Consider the following 16,030-nt stretch of genomic DNA (forward strand, 5'->3'; position numbering starts at 1 on the left):
CGTGGAGATCTTGCGCCGCCCGGCGAACGGGCGGGTGCGGATCCGAGGTCGGCGAGCCTATCAGCGAGCGCGGCGCTCGACGCGTTCGACGTCAATCAGGGTGACCGAGCGGGGCTCCAGGCGGATCCAGCCACGGGCGGCGAAGTCGGCCAGGGCCTTGTTCACCGTCTCCCGGGAGGCGCCGACGAGCTGCGCCAACTCCTCCTGGGTGAGGTCGTGGTGGACGTGGATGCCCTCGTCGCGCTGGTCGCCGAACCGCTTGGCCAGGTCCAGCAGCGCCTTGGCGACGCGGCCGGGCACATCGGAGAAGACCAGGTCGGCCGCGTTCTCGTTGGCCCGGCGGAGCCTGGAGGCCAGCTGGCCGAGCAGCCCGCGGGCCACCTCCGGCCGGCCGGTCAGCCACTGGGTCAGCTCGTCGTGCTCGAGCACCCTGAGCTCGCACGGGGTCACCGCGGAGGCCGTACTCGATCTGGGGCCGGGGTCGAACACCGACAACTCGCCGAACATCTGGCCGGGGCCGAGGACGGCGAGCAGATTCTCCCGGCCGGCGGACCCGCTCCGGCCGAGCTTGATCTTGCCACTGACAACGACGTAGAGGCGGTCTTCGGTGTCGCCCTCGTGGAACAGCACGTCGCCCTTGTTGAGCTTGATCGTGCCCATGGCGGCAGCGAGGGTGCCGGCGGCCTCGTCGTCGAGTTCGGCGAACAACGGCGCCTGCTTCAAGACCTCTGGATCCACTCGTCCTCCTGCTCAGAACCAGTTACCGGGCCCAAGGCTACCGTTCAAGCCTCGGATTGGGACTTTCCGTCACCTTCTCACGGTCACTCTCTCAGCACGGCCGTCAGTGCCGCCGCGTAGGGTTGCCTGCCATGGAGCGGTCGCATGGTGATTGAGGTGGCGGAGGAGTTGCCGTCGTCGCGGGATCGGAGCCGTACGGCGCTGGTGCGGCGGGCCCGGACGATCAACCGGGCACTGGCGGAGACGTACCCGGATGCGCACTGCGAGCTGGACTTCCGGAACCCGTTGGAACTGCTGGTCGCGACGATCCTGTCCGCGCAGTCCACCGACCGGCGGGTCAACCAGGTGACGCCGACCGTCTTCGCGCGCTATCCGGACGCCGCGGCGTACGCGGCAGCGGACCGGGTCGAGCTGGAGACGCTGCTGCAGCCGACTGGCTTCTTCCGGGCCAAGACCGACTCGCTGCTGAAGCTGGGCGCGGCGCTGGTCGAGCGGTTCGACGGCGAGGTGCCGGGCCGGCTGGAGGACCTGGTCACGCTGCCCGGCGTCGGCCGGAAGACGGCGAACGTCGTCCTCGGTAACGCGTTCGGGGTGCCGGGGATCACCGTGGACACCCACTTCGGCCGGCTGATCCGCCGGTTCGGCTGGACCCGGGAGACGGACCCGGTCAAGGCCGAGGCCGAGATCGGCGCGCTGTTCCCGAAGGCGGACTGGACCCAGCTGTCGCACAACGTCATCTGGCACGGCCGGCGGCGCTGTCACGCCCGCAACCCGGCCTGCGGTGCCTGCCCGATCGCCCGCTGGTGCCCGGCCTTCGGGGAGGGCGAGACCGATCCGAAGAAGGCGGCCAAGCTGATCCGCGAGCCCCGTGGCTGAATCCTGTCCCGAGGCCGGCGTGGCGCCGCCACCGGAACTGGCACGGCTGGCTGAAGGGCTGACCGACCAGGACCGGCTGGACGGCACCCTCGGCCTGCGCCCGGGGCGCGGCGGTCGCAAGGCCGCGGTGTTGATCTTGATCGAGGTCGGCCTGGACGGCCCGGCGATCCTGTTCCTGGAACGGTCCCGACAGCTGCGGCACCACGCCGGCCAGATCGCGTTCCCGGGCGGCGGTGTCGAGCCGCAGGACGTGGATCTGGTCGCGGCGGCGCTGCGGGAGGCCGAGGAGGAGGTCGGCCTGGACCGGTCCGGCGTCACCGTGCTCGGCGTGTCGCCGGCCGCGCACGTCGCGGTCAGCGGGTTCGACGTCGCGGCCGTGGCCGGCTGGTGGCATGCGCCGAGCCCGGTCGCCGCGGTCGACCCGCGCGAGGTGGAGACGGTCCGGATGATCCCGGTCGCCGAACTGACCGACCCGCGGAACCGGGCCCGGGTGAGGCATCCGTCCGGCTACACCGGCCCGGCGTTCCTGATCGACGACTGGCTGATCTGGGGACTGACCGCCCATTTCGTCGAAGGGGTTCTCGACCTCGGAGGCTGGTCCCGGCCCTGGGACGAGTCCCGTTCCGTCGAGATTCCGGAGCGCTACCTGACCGACCGCCGCGACACTTCAGGAGAAAACAATGCTCATTGAGGACGAGCTGCGCACCCGCTGGGAGCAGGTGCTGCCCCGGCAGCCGGAGCTGGGCGAGGAGTTGATCAAGAGGTACGCGGAGCCGCACCGGCACTACCACGGTCAAGATCATCTGCTGGCCGTGCTGGAGGCGATCGACCGGTTCGCCACCAGTGATCATGACCTGTTCCTGGTCCGGCTGGCGGGCTGGTTCCACGACGCCGTGTACGAAATCCCGGAGCGCGAGCTGACCAACGAGGAGGCCTCGGCCCGGCTCGTCGTCCGGCGGCTGCAGCCGGCCGGGCTGGAGATCGAGGACATCAACCAGGTGGCCCGGCTGGTCCGGCTCACCACGACCCATCAGGTGGGTCCGGGCGACGCTGACGGCGAGCTGCTCTGCGATGCCGATCTCGTCGTGCTGGGCGGCACCCCGGAGGAGTACGCGCGCTACGTGGCCGCGGTCCGGGAGGAGTACGCGGCGGTCGACGACGAGCGGTTCTGGTCCGCCCGGCTGGAGATCCTGGACGAACTGGCCGCGACGCAGCTGTTCCGGACCGGTCGCGGCCGCAAGCTGGTCGTGCAGGCCCGGGCCAATCTTGACGCCGAGCGCGCCGAGCTGCGGCAGCGCCTCGGGCTGCCCGAACCCGACGACGCGTGACCGCTGCCGCGGAGCGGGAATGGTGGCGGTCGGCGGTCGTCTACCAGATCTATCCGCGGTCGTTCGCCGACAGCGACGGCGACGGGATCGGCGATCTGCCGGGCATCGTGGACCGGCTGGACTACCTGCACCGGCTCGGGGTGGACGTGGTCTGGCTGTCGCCGGTGTACGCGTCGCCGCAGGACGACAACGGCTACGACATCAGCGACTACTACGCGATCGACCCGGTGTTCGGCACCCTTGATGATCTTGACCGGCTGATCGACGGGCTGCACCGGCGCGGCATGAAGTTGATGTTGGACATGGTGGTCAACCACACCTCCGACGAGCACCCCTGGTTCGTCGAGGCACGGGACCCGGCTTCGCCGAAGCGGGACTGGTACTGGTGGCGGCCGCCGGCCGCGGACGGGGGGCCGCCGTACAACTGGGCGTCGGTGTTCTCCGGTTCGGCCTGGACCCTGGACGAGCGGTCCGGCGAGTACTACCTGCATCTGTACGGCGCCAAACAGCCCGACCTGAATTGGGAGAACCCCGGGGTCCGGCAGGCCATGCACCGGATGATGCGCTGGTGGGCCGACCGCGGAGTCGACGGCTTACGGCTGGACGCGATCAACCTGATCGCCAAGGCGGACGAGTTCGCCGACGGGCCGACCCCGCCTGGCTCCTCGTACGGCATTCCGTGGGATCTGGTGGCCTACGGTCCCCGGCTGGACCAGTTCCTGGCCGAGCTGCACCGCGAGGTCGGCTTCACCGAACGGAAGTTGATCACCGTCGGCGAGACGGCGGGGGTGACGATCGAGCAGGCCCGGCGGCTGACCGACCCGGCCCGCCGGGAGCTCGGCATGGTCTTCACGTTCGACCATCTCGACCTTGATCAGAAGGCGGTCGGGGCGAAGTGGGACCTGGCCGAGGTCGAGCTGCCCTTGCTGAAGCGGGCGTTCGCGCGGTGGCAGGACGGGCTGGCCGGGGTCGGCTGGAACTCGCTCTACTGGAACAACCATGATCAACCGCGGGTGGTGTCCCGGTTCGGCGACGACTCGGCCGAGCACCGGGTGGTGTCGGCGAAGACGCTGGCCACGGTGCTGCACCTGCACCAGGGCACGCCGTACGTCTATCAGGGCGAAGAACTCGGCATGACCAACACCGCGTACACCGAGATCGGCCACTACCGTGATCTTGAATCGCTGAACTTCTACCGCGACGGCCTCGACCGCGGACTGTCGGAGGAGGCGCTGCTGCGTTCCCTGGCGGGCCGGAGCCGGGACAACGCCAGGGCGCCGATGCACTGGGACGACAGTCCGCAGGCCGGGTTCAGTGACGGCACGCCATGGATCGGCGTCAACCCGAACCACGTGATCATCAACGCGCTGGCCGCCGAGGCGGATCCCGACTCGGTGTTCCACTACTACCGGAAGTTGATCATGCTTCGGCATGCCGAGCCGGTGATCGTGCACGGCCGGTTCGAGCTGCTGCTGCCCGACCATGATCAACTCTGGGCGTTCACCAGGACCCTGGACCAGGATCGACTGCTGGTGATCGCGAACTGCTCCTCGGTGCCGGCCCCGCTGCCGGCCGAGGGGCTGCCGGGCGGGACCGGCACGACCACCATGATCAGCACTCACGGTGAGCCGGAGGCCGGCCAACTGCGGCCGTGGGAGTCGGCGGTCCTCCGCCTCGCCCCACCCGCACCACCTCACCAACTTTCCTAGCGCTTCCCGCGAGTTATATCTCGCGGGAAGCGCCAGTTTTTCACGTAACGTGAAAAACTGGCAGGCCCGAGAGTGGCAGGGCGGGTGCCCGGTCAGCCGCGGGCCAGCAGTTGCAGGGTGTCGATCACGCGGTTCGAGAAGCCCCACTCGTTGTCGTACCAGGCGACCACCTTGACGTGCTTGCCGTCGACCCGGGTGAGCAGGCTGTCGAAGATCGCCGAGGCCGGCTGCCCGGTGATGTCGCTGGAGACCAGCGGGTCCTCGGAGTAGTCGAGGATGCCCTTGAGCTTGCCGTCGGCCGCGGCCCGGTAGGCGGCCAGGACATCGTCCCGGCTGACCTCGCGCTCGACCGTGGTGTTCAACTCGACCAGGGAGCCGACCGGCACCGGGACCCGGATCGAGTCGCCGGACAGCTTGCCGTTGAGGTTCGGCAGCACCAGGCCGATCGCCTTCGCGGCGCCGGTGGTGGTCGGGGCGATGTTGACCGCCGCGGCGCGGGCCCGGCGCGGGTCGCGGTGCGGGCCGTCCTGCAGGTTCTGCTCCTGGGTGTACGCGTGCACGGTGGTCATGAAGCCGTGCTCGATCCCGGCCAGCTCATCGAGCACCGCGGCCAGCGGGGCTAGGGCGTTGGTGGTGCAGGACGCGTTCGAGATGATCACGTGCCGGTCCGGGTCGTAGGCCTCGGTGTTGACGCCGTACGCGAGCGTCACGTCCGCGCCGGCCGACGGAGCGCCGACCAGCACCTTCCGGGCGCCGGCGTCGAGGTGGGCCCGGGCCGCGTCGGCGGCGGTGAACCGGCCGGTCACCTCGAGCACCAGCTCGACGCCGAGGTCCGCCCAGGGGAGCTTGCCTGGTTCGCGTTCGGCGAGCACCGTGATCCGCTGGCCGTCGACGATCAGGTCCGAGCCGTCCACCTCGACCGGGACGCCGAGGCGGCCGAGTGAGCTGTCGTACTTGAGCAGGTGGGCCAGCGCGTCCGGCGCGGTCAGGTCGTTGACCGCGACGACCTCAAGTTTGGTGTCTCGTTCGAGCAGGCCGCGGAGCGTATTGCGGCCGATCCGGCCGAAGCCGTTGATGGCGATGCGTGTCATGACTTCATGGTCTGCGCTCACGTACGGGCTCGAAAGTGGCTCGAACGACACCGTACGCAAGGATCAAGCCGGACCTTTCGCCACTCAGCGCAAGGATCTCGCCAGCAGGGTCAGGCCGAGAAGGTGTGCCGGTATTCGGTCGGTGAGGTACCGAGGATCCGGTGGAAGTGCAGCCGCAGGTTGGACGCGGTGCCGAGGCCGACCCGGTGCGCGATCTGCTCGACGGTCAGGTCGCTGCGTTCCAGGAGTTCGCGGGCCAGGTCGACCCGGGCCCGGAGCACCCACTGCATCGGCGTGTAGCCGGTGTCCTCGACGAACCGCCGCGAGAAGGTGCGCGCCGAGACCCGGGCGTTGCGGGCCAGTGCCTCCAGGGTCAGCGGCTCGGCGAGGTGCCCGAGGGCCCACTCGCGGGTGCCGGCGAACAGGTCGCCGAGCGGTTCGGGCACGCTCCGCGGCACATATTGCGCCTGCCCACCGCTGCGGTACGGCGCCGCGACCAGCCGCCGGGCCACGTCGTTGGAGAGGCCGACGCCGTGGTCCCGCCGGACCAGGTGCAGGCACAGGTCGATGCCGGAGGCCGCCCCGGCGGAGGTGAGCACGGTGCCCTCGTCGACGAACAGCACGTTCTCGTCCACCCGGATCCTCGGGTGCCGGTCCCGCAGCGCCTTCGTGTAGTGCCAGTGCGTCGTCGCCCGCTTGCCGTCGAGCAGCCCGGTCCCGGCCAGCGCGAACGCCCCGGTCGAGATCGCGGCGAGCCGGGCGCCGCGGGCGTGCGCCGCCTTGAGGGCATCGACGACCACGGCCGGCGGGTCCGTGTCCGCGGGCGTCCGGTAGCCCGGAACGAAGATCGTGTCGGCCCGGTCGAGGGCGGCCAACCCCTCGGCCACGTGGTACGAGAGCCCGTCGCCGCCGGTCACCAGCCCGGGCGCCGCCCCGCACACCTGCACCTCGTACGGCATGGTCGGCCGGTTCGAGAACACCTGCGCCGGGATGCCGACATCGAGCGGCTTCGCACCCTCGAGCACGAGCACGGCGATCTGGTGATTGCGGGGGCCACTCACGATCCCCCAGTCTGGCGGATCGGTGAACCGCCGCGATACAGTTAGAGAACTATGAGTTCTCTAATGGAGTCGACGCCGGTCCTGGTCACCGGCAGTCTCGCCGAGGCCGGCACCTCGCTGGACGAGCTCGGCGGCAAGGGTGCGAACCTCGGCCGGCTGGCGGCGGCGGGCTTCCCGGTGCCGGACGGGTTCGTGATCACCACGGCCGCGTACCGCAGCCAGGTCGCCGGCCTCGACCTCACCGCCGAACCCGCCGAGCTGCGTGCGCGGATCGAGACGGTGCCGATCGAGCCCGAGCTGGCCGACCGGATCCGGCAGGCCTACCAGCGGCTCGGCGGCGGGCCGGTCGCGGTGCGGTCCAGCGCGACGGCCGAGGACCTGCCCGGCGCGGCGTTCGCCGGCCAGCAGGACACCTACCTCGACGTCGGCCGGGACGACCTGCTCGCCGCGGTCGCCCGCTGCTGGGCCTCGCTGTGGACCGACCGGGCGGTCGCCTACCGGCGGCGGCTCGGCATCGAGCCGGACGAGGTCGCGATCGCCGTCGTCGTCCAGGCGATGGTGCCGGCCGAGCTGGCCGGGGTCATGTTCACCGCGGACCCGGTGACCGGCGACCGGGAGCGGTTCATGATCGACGCCGTGTCCGGGCTCGGCGAGGCGCTGGTCTCCGGCGAGGTGACGCCCGATCACTATCTGGTCGACCCGACCGGCGCCCGGCTCGAGTTCCGGTCCGGCGGCGATGGTGAGCCGCTGCTCGATCCCGGCCGGCTGGCCCGGCTGACCGAGCTGGGCGGCGCGGTCCGGGACCTGTTCGGCGGCCCGCAGGACATCGAGTGGGCGATCGCCGACGGCAAGGTCCGGCTGCTCCAGGCCCGGCCGATGACGGCGCTGCCCGAGCCCGTACGGGCCAACAAGGTGCAGCGGTTCGCGGTGTCCGCGGCGACCGACTACTTCACCGAGCGGCCGTACCCGCTGGACGTCACCACCTGGCTGCCGTACGGGCCGGCCGGGATGATGCTGAACCTGATCTCGGCCCAGGGCTTCGCGATCGACCTGGCCGACGTCCTGCCGGAGACCGACGGCGTGGTCGTCCAGTTCCGGCCGCCGACGCCGCGCCCGACGGCGCGCCTGCTGATCGCGCTGCCGTCGATGCTGATGCGGGTCAACCGGTTCGATCCGCGGCGCTGGCGCCAGGATCCGCGGGTGTCGCAGTTCGAACGCCGGCTGGCCGACCTGGCCGGCGATCCGGCCGCGCTGAGCTGGCGGGACCTGGTGCGCCGGCCGCGGGACCTGTTCCGGGTCGCCGAGCTCGGTGAGTCGCTCCGGGCCGACTTCCTGCCCGGGATCGGGATGGCGCTGCTCCGGCTCCGGTTCCGGCTGGCGCTGATCCGCGAGACCAAGCTGCTCGGTGCCCTGATGGCGGGGGCCGAGACCGTGACGTCGATCATGAACGAGCGGCTGGCGACGTTCGCCGCTTCGGTACGGCAGCAGCCCGAGGCGGCACAGCTGTTCACGGACCTGAGCACCGCCGACCTGCTGGTACGGCTGCGCACCGACCCCGCCCTGGCCGACCTGGCCGACCTGGCCGCGGACTTCGAGCGGCTGGTCGCCGACTACGGCCACCGGGAGACCAGCAGTCCGGTGCTGGTCTCGACGCCGACCTGGATCGACGAGCCGGAGGTGCCGCTCGGCATGCTCCAGGCCCTGGTCGCGAACGGATCCGCGGCCGCGCCGGCCAGCCGGAGTGCCGAGGCCGAACAGGCCGTGTACGGCAAGCGCAGCCTGGCCGATCCGCGGCGGCGGGAGGCGATGCGCCGGGCGATCGAGGGGGCCCAGGCCGGGATGGCCTTCCGGGAGGACTCGCACGATCTGCTGACCCGGCCGGCGCCGGTGCTCCGGCGCTGCCTGATGGAGCTCGGCCGCCGGCTGCACGAGGCCGGCGTGCTGCAGGAACCGTTCGACGTCTTCCACCTGCGGCTCGAGGAACTGGAACCGCTCGACGAACCGGCTCGGCTGACCGATGCCGAGCGGGACCGGGTGGCCCGGCTGGTCCGGCAGCGGGCGGTCACCCGGGACCGGCTGGCCTCGGTGCCCATGATCAACCGGGCCACCACCTTCGCCGGCGGGACGACGGTCGAGGACGCGCTCGTCACCGGCATGCCGGCGGGGGCCGGGGTGGCCACCGGCCCGGCCCGGGTGATCACGACGCCGGCCGAGTTCAGCACCATGCGGCCGGGCGAGGTGCTGGTCTGCCCGTACACGAATCCGTCCTGGACCCCGCTGTTCCAGAGCGCGATCGCGGTGGTGGCCGACACCGGCGGCGTCGGTTCGCATGCCGCGATCGTCGCCCGCGAGTACGGCCTGCCGGCGGTGATGGGCACCGGCGACGGGACCCGGCGCCTGCGTACCGGGCAACGGATCCGGGTCGACGGGTCGACGGGCACGGTGACCGCGGCCGAGGACGGCACGTGACCGACCATCGGACCGAGCCGCGCCGCCGCGGTGATCAACTTCTCAGCGCGATCCACGACGCGGTGCTGGCCGAGCTGGCCGAGCACGGCTACGCCGCGGTGACCATGGAGACCGTGGCCCAGCGGGCCCGGACCGGCAAGGCGTCGCTCTACCGGCGCTGGCCGACCCGGGTCGAGATGATCATGGACGCGATCTACTCCCGGCTGCCCGCCGACGACTCCATGATCGACACGGGCTCGCTGCGGTCGGATCTGATCATGCTCTTCGAGCGGTTCGTCGGTGAACTGGCCGGCCCGGTCGGCGTCGCCCTGCGCGGGCTCTGGGCCGAATCCCTCGGCGACCGGGAGCAGCACGCGCGGGTGCGGGGGTACTCGCGCAACGGCGGGCTGCGGCTGCTCCGCACCATCATCATGCGGGCGGCCGCTCGCGGCGAGATCGATCCGGCGGCGATCACGGATCAGCGGGTGGAGGCCGGCCCGGCGATCCTGCGCTACCGGATCCTGCTGGACGGCCGGCCGTTCGAGGTGGCCGCCCTGGTGGACGAGGTGGTGCTGCCGCTGCTGACCGTACCGGTGACGGAAGGGGTGCAGCCGGTCAGCGGAAGTCCGGCCCGGCCTTGATCGCGGTGCGCTCGGGCAGCGGGGTCTTGACGGCGGCGAGCCCGCGCTCGGCGGCCGCCTTGACGCCGTCGATCGACTTGTTCGCCTCGGCGATGGTCGCCTCCGGCGGCTTGATCTTCTTGACCGAGGTGTAGCCGATCAGGCCGAGGATGGCGGCGATCAGCAACAGCACGCCGGCGACGATCAGGAAACAGAGCGCGACGTGGATCCCGGTCAGCGCCCACAGGCCGAGCGCCGCGGCGACGTAGAGCAGCGTCAGCGCGTTGATCACGAAATAGCCGGCCGCACCGAACATTCCGGCGCCGATACCACCCCGCTTGGCCGACTCGGAGAGTTCCCGCTTGGCCAGCTCGACCTCGCCCTGGATCAGGACCTTGACGTCTTCGGTGATGCTCTTGACGATGTCGCCCACCGCTGGTTCTGCCATGATCTGCTCCTCTCGAATCACTGGTGAAGGGGGACGACCCCCTTCAGATCCCCCGCACGCTCCGCGAGCGGACCGGCACTGCTCTTCCTGCGGGAGCCTAACGGAACCGCTCGCCGCGGTGTGGCCGGTCCGGCCGGGCGAGGTCAGCTTTCGGCTCGTCGCCGCGCCGAGGTACGGCGACGCAGGGAGATCGCGGCCAGGCCGGCGGCCAGCAGAGACCCGATCAGGACGGCCGCCTTGGCCTGGTCGGCCATCGCCGCGTCGTCGCCGAAGGCGAGATCGGAGATCAACAGCGACACGGTGAAGCCGACGCCGGCCAAGATCGACACCGAGAACACCTCGGACCACTTCAGGTCCGGCGCCAGCTCGGCCCGGGTGAACCGGGCGGTGATCGCGGCACCGCCGATCACCCCGAGCACCTTGCCGACCACCAGGCCGGCCACGATGCCGATCACCGCGGGCTCGGTGATCATGGTCCGCAGGACTTCGGGGGAGAGCGCGACACCGGCCGAGAACAAGGCGAACAGGGGCACCGCGACCCCGGCCGAGACCGGCCGCCACAGGTGCTCCCAACGGTCCACCGGGGTGCCGGCGTCGCCGGCGAGATCGTCGTCGCGCTCCCGGGCCCGGGTCAGCAGGCCGAGCAGGACTCCGCTGATCGTGGCGTGCACGCCGCTGGACAGGGTGAGCCACCAGCAGAGCAGGCCGATCGGCAGATAGAGGTACCAGCCGCGGACCCGACGCCACTGCAGCAGCGCCCACAGCACCGCACAGCCGGCCACACCGAGCAGCCAGAGCGGCTGCACTTCCGCGGTGAACGCGACCGCGATCACCAGGATCGCACCAAGATCATCGACGATCGCCAGGGTGAGCAGGAACGCCCGCAGGCTGGCCGGCAGCCCGGGCGCCACGACGGCGAGGATGGCCAGCGCGAACGCGATGTCGGTCGCCATCGGGATCGCCCAGCCCTCCGGCCGGCCGCCGGGCGCGAGGACGTTGATGGCCAGGTAGATCATCGCAGGGAAGGCCATCCCGCAGACCGCGGCAACGATCGGCAGCAGTGCGTTCGCCGGCCGGGACAGGGTGCCGACCGTGAACTCCCGTTTCAGCTCCAGTCCGGCCACGAAGAAGAAGATCGTCAGCAGTCCGTCGGCCACCCAGTGGTGCAGGTCGAGCGGCCCGAGCTTGACGTGCAGGATGGCCTGATAGCTCTCCGGGCCGAGATTCGCCCAGATCAGCGCGACCGCGGCCGCGACCAGGATCAGCGCCCCTCCGGCCGTTTCCTGGCGTAGGACGTCGGCGACGGAGCGAGCGTCGGCGTCACTCGTCCGCCCGAACAACACCAGCCGTGGGCGACGAGCGATCACAGAAGACTCCCGGGGTCGATAGCAGAATCGCCGACCAGACTTCCCGGCACACCTGCGGGCTACCTTACGTCAGCACGACCGTGCGGCGCTGTCCAGGTTGCCCCGGGCGAGTTCGATCCTGAGCTCGGCGCGGACCCGGTGAGCGGACAGCGTCCGGGCGGCCGCCCGGCAGGTGGCGGCGAGCTCCGCCTCGGAGTTCGCGACCAGGACGACCTCGGCCCGGTCGCCGAGGGCGATCGACCGCAGCGCCGGCAGGTCGGCTGCGGCGGCCAGGAAGGCGTCGGTCCGGTCGGCTTCGGCCAGGGCGGCCGCTGCCAGGGTCACGGTCACCGTCCCGGGCAGGGTCAGGCTGTCGATCAAGGACCGGGACCGGCCCTCGGTGGTGATCACCGGGAGCAGGTCGCGGAGCAGGGCGATCGGCTCCGCGCCGGTCCGGAACTCCGCGGTCCGCTCGCCGGAGATCATGATCTCCTCGATCCGCGGATCGTCCAGCGCGCCGTACGCGAGCAGGGCGTCGATCGGCGGGCTCATCCCGGTCGCCCGCTGGTGATCCCGGTCCGCCCGGGAGACCGGCAGCCGGGCGAGGCCGAGGCTGAGACTCCAGCCCTCCGGCAGGCCCAGGGCGCGGTCGTACGCGGCTCGCGCCTGCCCCGTGGTGACGTCCGGCTCCAGCCGGATCAGGCGGTCGCGGTCGTCGGCGCCGGCCACGCCGCTGAGTCCGCGGACCTGCAGCAGCCGGAGGTCGTCCACGCCGAACGTGAACAGACTCAACCCGGCGAGGACGATGATCGGGACCAGAATGATCAAGGCGATCCGGAGCGCGCGACGCTGTCCCCGGTCGGGGCCGGCCGAATCCATCAGATCTCCTGCGTGGTCGTGATCGCAGGCCACTCTAGATCAGCCGGTTCTCGGCGCCCACCGCTGCCCGATGGCAGCGGTGGGCGTCCGACGATCAGTCCTCGCTGGGCGCCGTGGCCAGGTTGGTCTTGATCAAATCCATCACCGTCGAGTCGGTCAGCGTCGTGACGTCGCCGAGTTCACGGTTCTCGGCGATGTCACGCAGCAGCCGCCGCATGATCTTGCCGGACCGGGTCTTCGGCAGTTCCTCGACGACCATGATCTGCCGCGGCTTGGCGATCGGCCCGATCTCCTTGGCCACATGGTTACGCAGCTCGGTGACCTGATCTTCGCCGCCGTTGGTGGCATCGCCGCGCAAGATCACGAACGCCACGATCGCCTGACCGGTGGTCGCGTCGGTGGCGCCGACGACGGCCGCCTCGGCCACGCTCGGGTGCGACACCAGAGCCGACTCGATCTCGGTGGTGGACAGCCGGTGGCCGGACACGTTCATCACGTCGTCCACCCGGCCGAGCAGCCAGAGATCGCCGTCCTCGTCCTTCTTCGCGCCGTCACCGGCGAAGTACTTGCCCTCGAAGCGGGACCAGTACGTGTCCACGTAGCGCTGATCATCACCCCAGAGGGTGCGCAGCATGGCCGGCCACGGCTTGGTGATCACCAGGTAGCCGCCCTCGCCGTCGCCGACCGGCTGACCCTCGTCGTTGACCACGTCGACGCTGACTCCCGGTACGGCCTTCATCGCCGCACCCGGCTTGCCGCTGGTCACGCCGGGCATCGGCGAGATCATGTGCATGCCGGTCTCGGTCTGCCACCAGGTGTCGACCACGGGGGTCTTGTCGCCGCCGATGTGCTCCCGGTACCAGACGTACGCCTCCGGGTTGATCGGCTCACCGACCGACCCGAGGATGCGCAGCGAGGAGAGATCGGCCTTCGCCGGGATGTCCGCGCCCCACTTCATGAACGTGCGGATCGCGGTCGGCGCGCAGTACAGGATGCTCGCCTTGTACTTCTCGATGATCTCCCACCAGCGACCCTTGTGCGGGGTGTCCGGCGTGCCCTCGTACAAGATCGACGTGGTGGCGTTGGAGAGCGGCCCATACACGATGTAGGAGTGGCCGGTCACCCAGCCGATGTCGGCCGCGGTCCAGTAGACGTCGGTCTCCGGCTTGAGGTCGAAGGTCGCCCACTGCGTGTACGAGCAGCCGACCAGGTAGCCGCCGGTCGTGTGCAGGATGCCCTTCGGCTTACCGGTGCTGCCCGAGGTGTACATGATGTAGAGCGGGTGCTCGGCCGGGAACGCCTCGGCGGTGTGCTCCTCGGACTGCTTGCCGACGATGTCGTCCCACCAGACGTCGCGGCCGTCGGCCATCGCCGTCTCCTGGCCGGTCCGCTTGATCACGACGACGGAGCGGACCTCGGGGCAGGACTTGAGCGCCTCGTCGACCGCGGGCTTCAGCGGCGACGGCGCGCCCCGGCGGTAACCGCCGTCGGCCGTGATCACGACCTCCACGCCGCAGTCCTGGATCCGGGACGCCAGCGCGTCGGCGGAGAAGCCGCCGAAGACGACCGTGTGCGGCGCGCCGATCCGGGCGCAGGCCAGCATCGCGAACACGGTCTCCGGGATCATCGGCAGATAGAGCGCGACCCGGTCGCCGGCCTTGACGCCGAGCTCGAGCAGCGCGTTGGCCGCCTTCTTCACCTCGGTGGTGAGTTCGGCGTACGTGATCGTCCGGGTGTCACCCGGCTCGCCCTCGAAGTGGAACGCGACCCGGTCGCCGAGGCCGGCCTCGACGTGCCGGTCGCAGCAGTTGTACGCGGCGTTCAGGGTGCCGTCGGCGAACCACTTCGCGAACGGCGGGTTGCTCCAGTCCAGCACCTGGGTCGGCTCCTGCGCCCAGCTGATCCGCTTCGCCTGCTCGGCCCAGAAACCGTCGCCATCGGCCTCGGCCGCGGCGTAGGTCTCGGCCGTCACGTTGGCGGCGGCGGCAAGCTCCTCCGGCGGCGGGAATCGGCGGTCCTCGTGCAGCAGGTTCGCCAAACTCTCGTTGTTTTGCGCCTCGCTGTGTTGCGGCTCGCTCACTTGTGGCTCACTCTCCTCATTGATGCTCCGGCCGGCACCAGCCTAATGTCGCACGCGCCCTGCGTGAATTCGGTACGCACCTAAATTCAGGATTTGATCGGCCCAAATCGGAGAGCGGCTGGGGTTGGCCCGGGTGATCGGCCGATCGCCGCGCTCGGGGCACCGGCCCTATAGTGATCATGTGATCGGTCACATCGAGCGTTCGGGGAATCGTTGACCGCCTCGGGTCAGCGTGAGCAGCCGGCCAGCATCCGCGACGTGGCCCGGCTGGCCGGTGTGTCCCACCAGACCGTATCGCGGGTGATCAATAATCACCCGAGCCTCCGTCCCGAAACCCGCCGCAAGGTCGAGGAGGCGATCGAGCAGCTGCACTACCGGCCGAACCGGATCGCCCGGGCGCTCGGCACCCGCCGCTCCGGCACGATCGGCGTGGTCGCCTCGCAGCGCAGCCAGTACGGTCCGGGTGCGGCGGTGGTCGGCATCGAGGAGGCGGCCCGCCGGGTCGGCTACCTGGTCAACACGACGAACCTGATCAGCTCCGAGCCTGAGGAGATCCGCGCCGCGCTCTCCGCGCAGGCCGACTACCAGGTGGACGGGATCGTCATCATCGCCCCGCAGCAGCGGGTCCTGCACGCGCTGGACGAGCTGGCCCTCGATCTGCCGTACGTCCTGCTGCAATCGCGGTCCAAGGACGACCCGCACGAGGTGTTCGTCGACCAGCTGGCCGGCGCCCGGGCGGCGACCCGGCACCTGATCGAGCTCGGCCACCGCGACATCTACCACCTGGCCGGCCCGCAGGAGTGGCTGGAGGCCGACGCCCGGATGCAGGGCTTCCTGCTCGAGCTGTCCGACGCCGATCTGTCCGCGACTGCGCCGATCCTCGGCGACTGGACCGCCGACTTCGGCTACCGGGCCGGCGAGCAGCTGGCCTGGCAGGGCGACCTGACCGCGGTCTTCGCGTCCAACGACCAGATGGCCCTCGGCGTGATCCATGCCTTCCGCGACGCCGGCTGGGACGTGCCCGGCGACGTCAGCGTGGTCGGCTTCGACGACGTACCCGAGGCCCGCCACTTCTGGCCCCCGCTGACCACGGTCCGGCAGGACTTCGCCGAGCTCGGCCGCCGCTGTGTTGCCCGCCTGCTCAGCGATCCGGCCGCGGCCCCCTCGACGGTGTCCGGCGAGAGCCTGATCCCACAACTCGTCGTCCGAAAATCCTCCGCCCCGCCCCCCACCAAACCCCGCTGACCGGGCACAAAAGCAGGCGTTCTGCCAGCGTGTTGCTGCACTTGTGTCTGTGAGGATCGTCAAGTGCCGTTCGCGGCGGTGGGTCTGACCCGACTTGTGCCTGGTCTGGTTTGCCTTTGACTGGATCTGTCGGCCTGTCGTCGCGTGCGGTGCTTGCTGCC

14 protein-coding genes are annotated in these 16,030 nt (G+C 70.7%); 7 read left to right on the plus strand and 7 right to left on the minus strand.

Annotation, left to right across the window (positions count from 1 at the left end; genetic code table 11):
- Positions 1 to 60: 60 nt before the first annotated feature.
- Entirely contained in the window at positions 61 to 738 is a 678-nt protein-coding gene (locus ACFQU4_RS35740; protein ID WP_312879041.1) for a Crp/Fnr family transcriptional regulator, read from the minus strand.
- 144 nt (positions 739 to 882) lie between these two features.
- Here ACFQU4_RS35740 and nth point away from each other — a divergent pair, with 144 nt between their 5' ends.
- The 4 genes from nth to ACFQU4_RS35760 all read left to right on the plus strand — a co-directional run bounded on the left by nth (position 883) and on the right by ACFQU4_RS35760 (position 4,651).
- Positions 883 to 1,614 (plus strand): endonuclease III, encoded by a 732-nt coding sequence (gene nth / locus ACFQU4_RS35745; protein WP_377501525.1) that lies wholly within the window; start codon positions 883 to 885, stop codon positions 1,612 to 1,614.
- Positions 1,615 to 1,690: 76 nt separating this feature from the next.
- Positions 1,691 to 2,305 (plus strand): NUDIX hydrolase, encoded by a 615-nt coding sequence (locus ACFQU4_RS35750; protein WP_377501561.1) that lies wholly within the window; start codon positions 1,691 to 1,693, stop codon positions 2,303 to 2,305.
- Positions 2,295 to 2,942: a metal-dependent phosphohydrolase gene (locus tag ACFQU4_RS35755; RefSeq protein ID WP_377501527.1), complete on the plus strand. Its 648-nt coding sequence runs from the start codon at positions 2,295 to 2,297 to the stop codon at positions 2,940 to 2,942. The genes ACFQU4_RS35750 and ACFQU4_RS35755 overlap by 11 nt, the downstream gene beginning before the upstream one ends.
- The gene (locus ACFQU4_RS35760) at positions 2,939 to 4,651 is read left to right on the plus strand and encodes an alpha-glucosidase (RefSeq protein WP_377501529.1); all 1,713 of its coding nucleotides are present in this window, start codon (positions 2,939 to 2,941) and stop codon (positions 4,649 to 4,651) included. The genes ACFQU4_RS35755 and ACFQU4_RS35760 overlap by 4 nt, the downstream gene beginning before the upstream one ends.
- Before the next feature lie 92 nt (positions 4,652 to 4,743).
- Here ACFQU4_RS35760 and gap read toward each other — a convergent pair whose 3' ends face one another.
- Positions 4,744 to 5,742 (minus strand): type I glyceraldehyde-3-phosphate dehydrogenase, encoded by a 999-nt coding sequence (gene gap / locus ACFQU4_RS35765; RefSeq protein WP_377501531.1) that lies wholly within the window; start codon positions 5,740 to 5,742, stop codon positions 4,744 to 4,746.
- Between the two features lie 110 nt (positions 5,743 to 5,852).
- A complete protein-coding gene (locus ACFQU4_RS35770) occupies positions 5,853 to 6,803 on the minus strand; it encodes a GlxA family transcriptional regulator (protein ID WP_377501533.1) in 951 nt (316 codons plus the stop codon).
- Positions 6,804 to 6,854: 51 nt separating this feature from the next.
- On the opposite strand from ACFQU4_RS35770, the gene ACFQU4_RS35775 reads away from it, so the two are divergent.
- A complete protein-coding gene (locus ACFQU4_RS35775) occupies positions 6,855 to 9,272 on the plus strand; it encodes a PEP/pyruvate-binding domain-containing protein (RefSeq protein WP_377501535.1) in 2,418 nt (805 codons plus the stop codon).
- Positions 9,269 to 9,892 (plus strand): TetR/AcrR family transcriptional regulator, encoded by a 624-nt coding sequence (locus tag ACFQU4_RS35780; RefSeq protein WP_377501537.1) that lies wholly within the window; start codon positions 9,269 to 9,271, stop codon positions 9,890 to 9,892. Before ACFQU4_RS35775 ends, ACFQU4_RS35780 begins: the two co-directional genes overlap by 4 nt.
- On the opposite strand, the gene ACFQU4_RS35785 is transcribed toward ACFQU4_RS35780, so the two are convergent.
- The 4 genes from ACFQU4_RS35785 to acs form a co-directional block, all read right to left on the minus strand.
- Positions 9,867 to 10,319, minus strand: coding sequence for a phage holin family protein (locus ACFQU4_RS35785; protein ID WP_377501539.1), 453 nt, complete (start codon positions 10,317 to 10,319; stop codon positions 9,867 to 9,869). The genes ACFQU4_RS35780 and ACFQU4_RS35785 overlap by 26 nt on opposite strands.
- Positions 10,320 to 10,462: 143 nt before the next feature.
- On the minus strand, positions 10,463 to 11,686 hold the full coding sequence (gene nhaA, locus ACFQU4_RS35790) for a Na+/H+ antiporter NhaA (protein WP_377501541.1): 1,224 nt from the start codon (positions 11,684 to 11,686) through the stop codon (positions 10,463 to 10,465).
- A 69-nt stretch (positions 11,687 to 11,755) separates the two neighbouring features.
- A complete protein-coding gene (locus ACFQU4_RS35795; protein ID WP_377501543.1) occupies positions 11,756 to 12,544 on the minus strand; it encodes a hypothetical protein in 789 nt (262 codons plus the stop codon).
- 94 nt (positions 12,545 to 12,638) lie between these two features.
- Positions 12,639 to 14,624, minus strand: a complete 1,986-nt coding sequence (gene acs, locus ACFQU4_RS35800; RefSeq protein ID WP_377501545.1) for an acetate--CoA ligase — start codon at positions 14,622 to 14,624, stop codon at positions 12,639 to 12,641.
- A gap of 213 nt (positions 14,625 to 14,837) precedes the next feature.
- On the opposite strand from acs, the gene ACFQU4_RS35805 reads away from it, so the two are divergent.
- On the plus strand, positions 14,838 to 15,869 hold the full coding sequence (locus tag ACFQU4_RS35805) for a LacI family DNA-binding transcriptional regulator (protein WP_377501547.1): 1,032 nt from the start codon (positions 14,838 to 14,840) through the stop codon (positions 15,867 to 15,869).
- Positions 15,870 to 16,030: the final 161 nt, after the last annotated feature.

Origin of the sequence: Microlunatus sp. GCM10028923, assembly GCF_042666975.1 — a bacterium.
Taxonomy (GTDB): Bacteria; Actinomycetota; Actinomycetes; order Propionibacteriales; family Propionibacteriaceae; genus Microlunatus.

Bases quoted from the DNA above. Each gene is read 5' to 3' on its own strand.
- ACFQU4_RS35795 (WP_377501543.1), bottom strand. From the start codon at position 12,544: ATGGATTCGGCCGGCCCCGACCGGGGACAGCGTCGCGCGCTCCGGATC.
- nth (WP_377501525.1), top strand. From the start codon at position 883: ATGGTGATTGAGGTGGCGGAGGAGTTGCCGTCGTCGCGGGATCGGAGC.
- ACFQU4_RS35785 (WP_377501539.1), bottom strand. From the start codon at position 10,319: ATGGCAGAACCAGCGGTGGGCGACATCGTCAAGAGCATCACCGAAGAC.
- ACFQU4_RS35755 (WP_377501527.1), top strand. From the start codon at position 2,295: ATGCTCATTGAGGACGAGCTGCGCACCCGCTGGGAGCAGGTGCTGCCC.
- ACFQU4_RS35775 (WP_377501535.1), top strand. From the start codon at position 6,855: ATGAGTTCTCTAATGGAGTCGACGCCGGTCCTGGTCACCGGCAGTCTC.
- gap (WP_377501531.1), bottom strand. From the start codon at position 5,742: ATGACACGCATCGCCATCAACGGCTTCGGCCGGATCGGCCGCAATACG.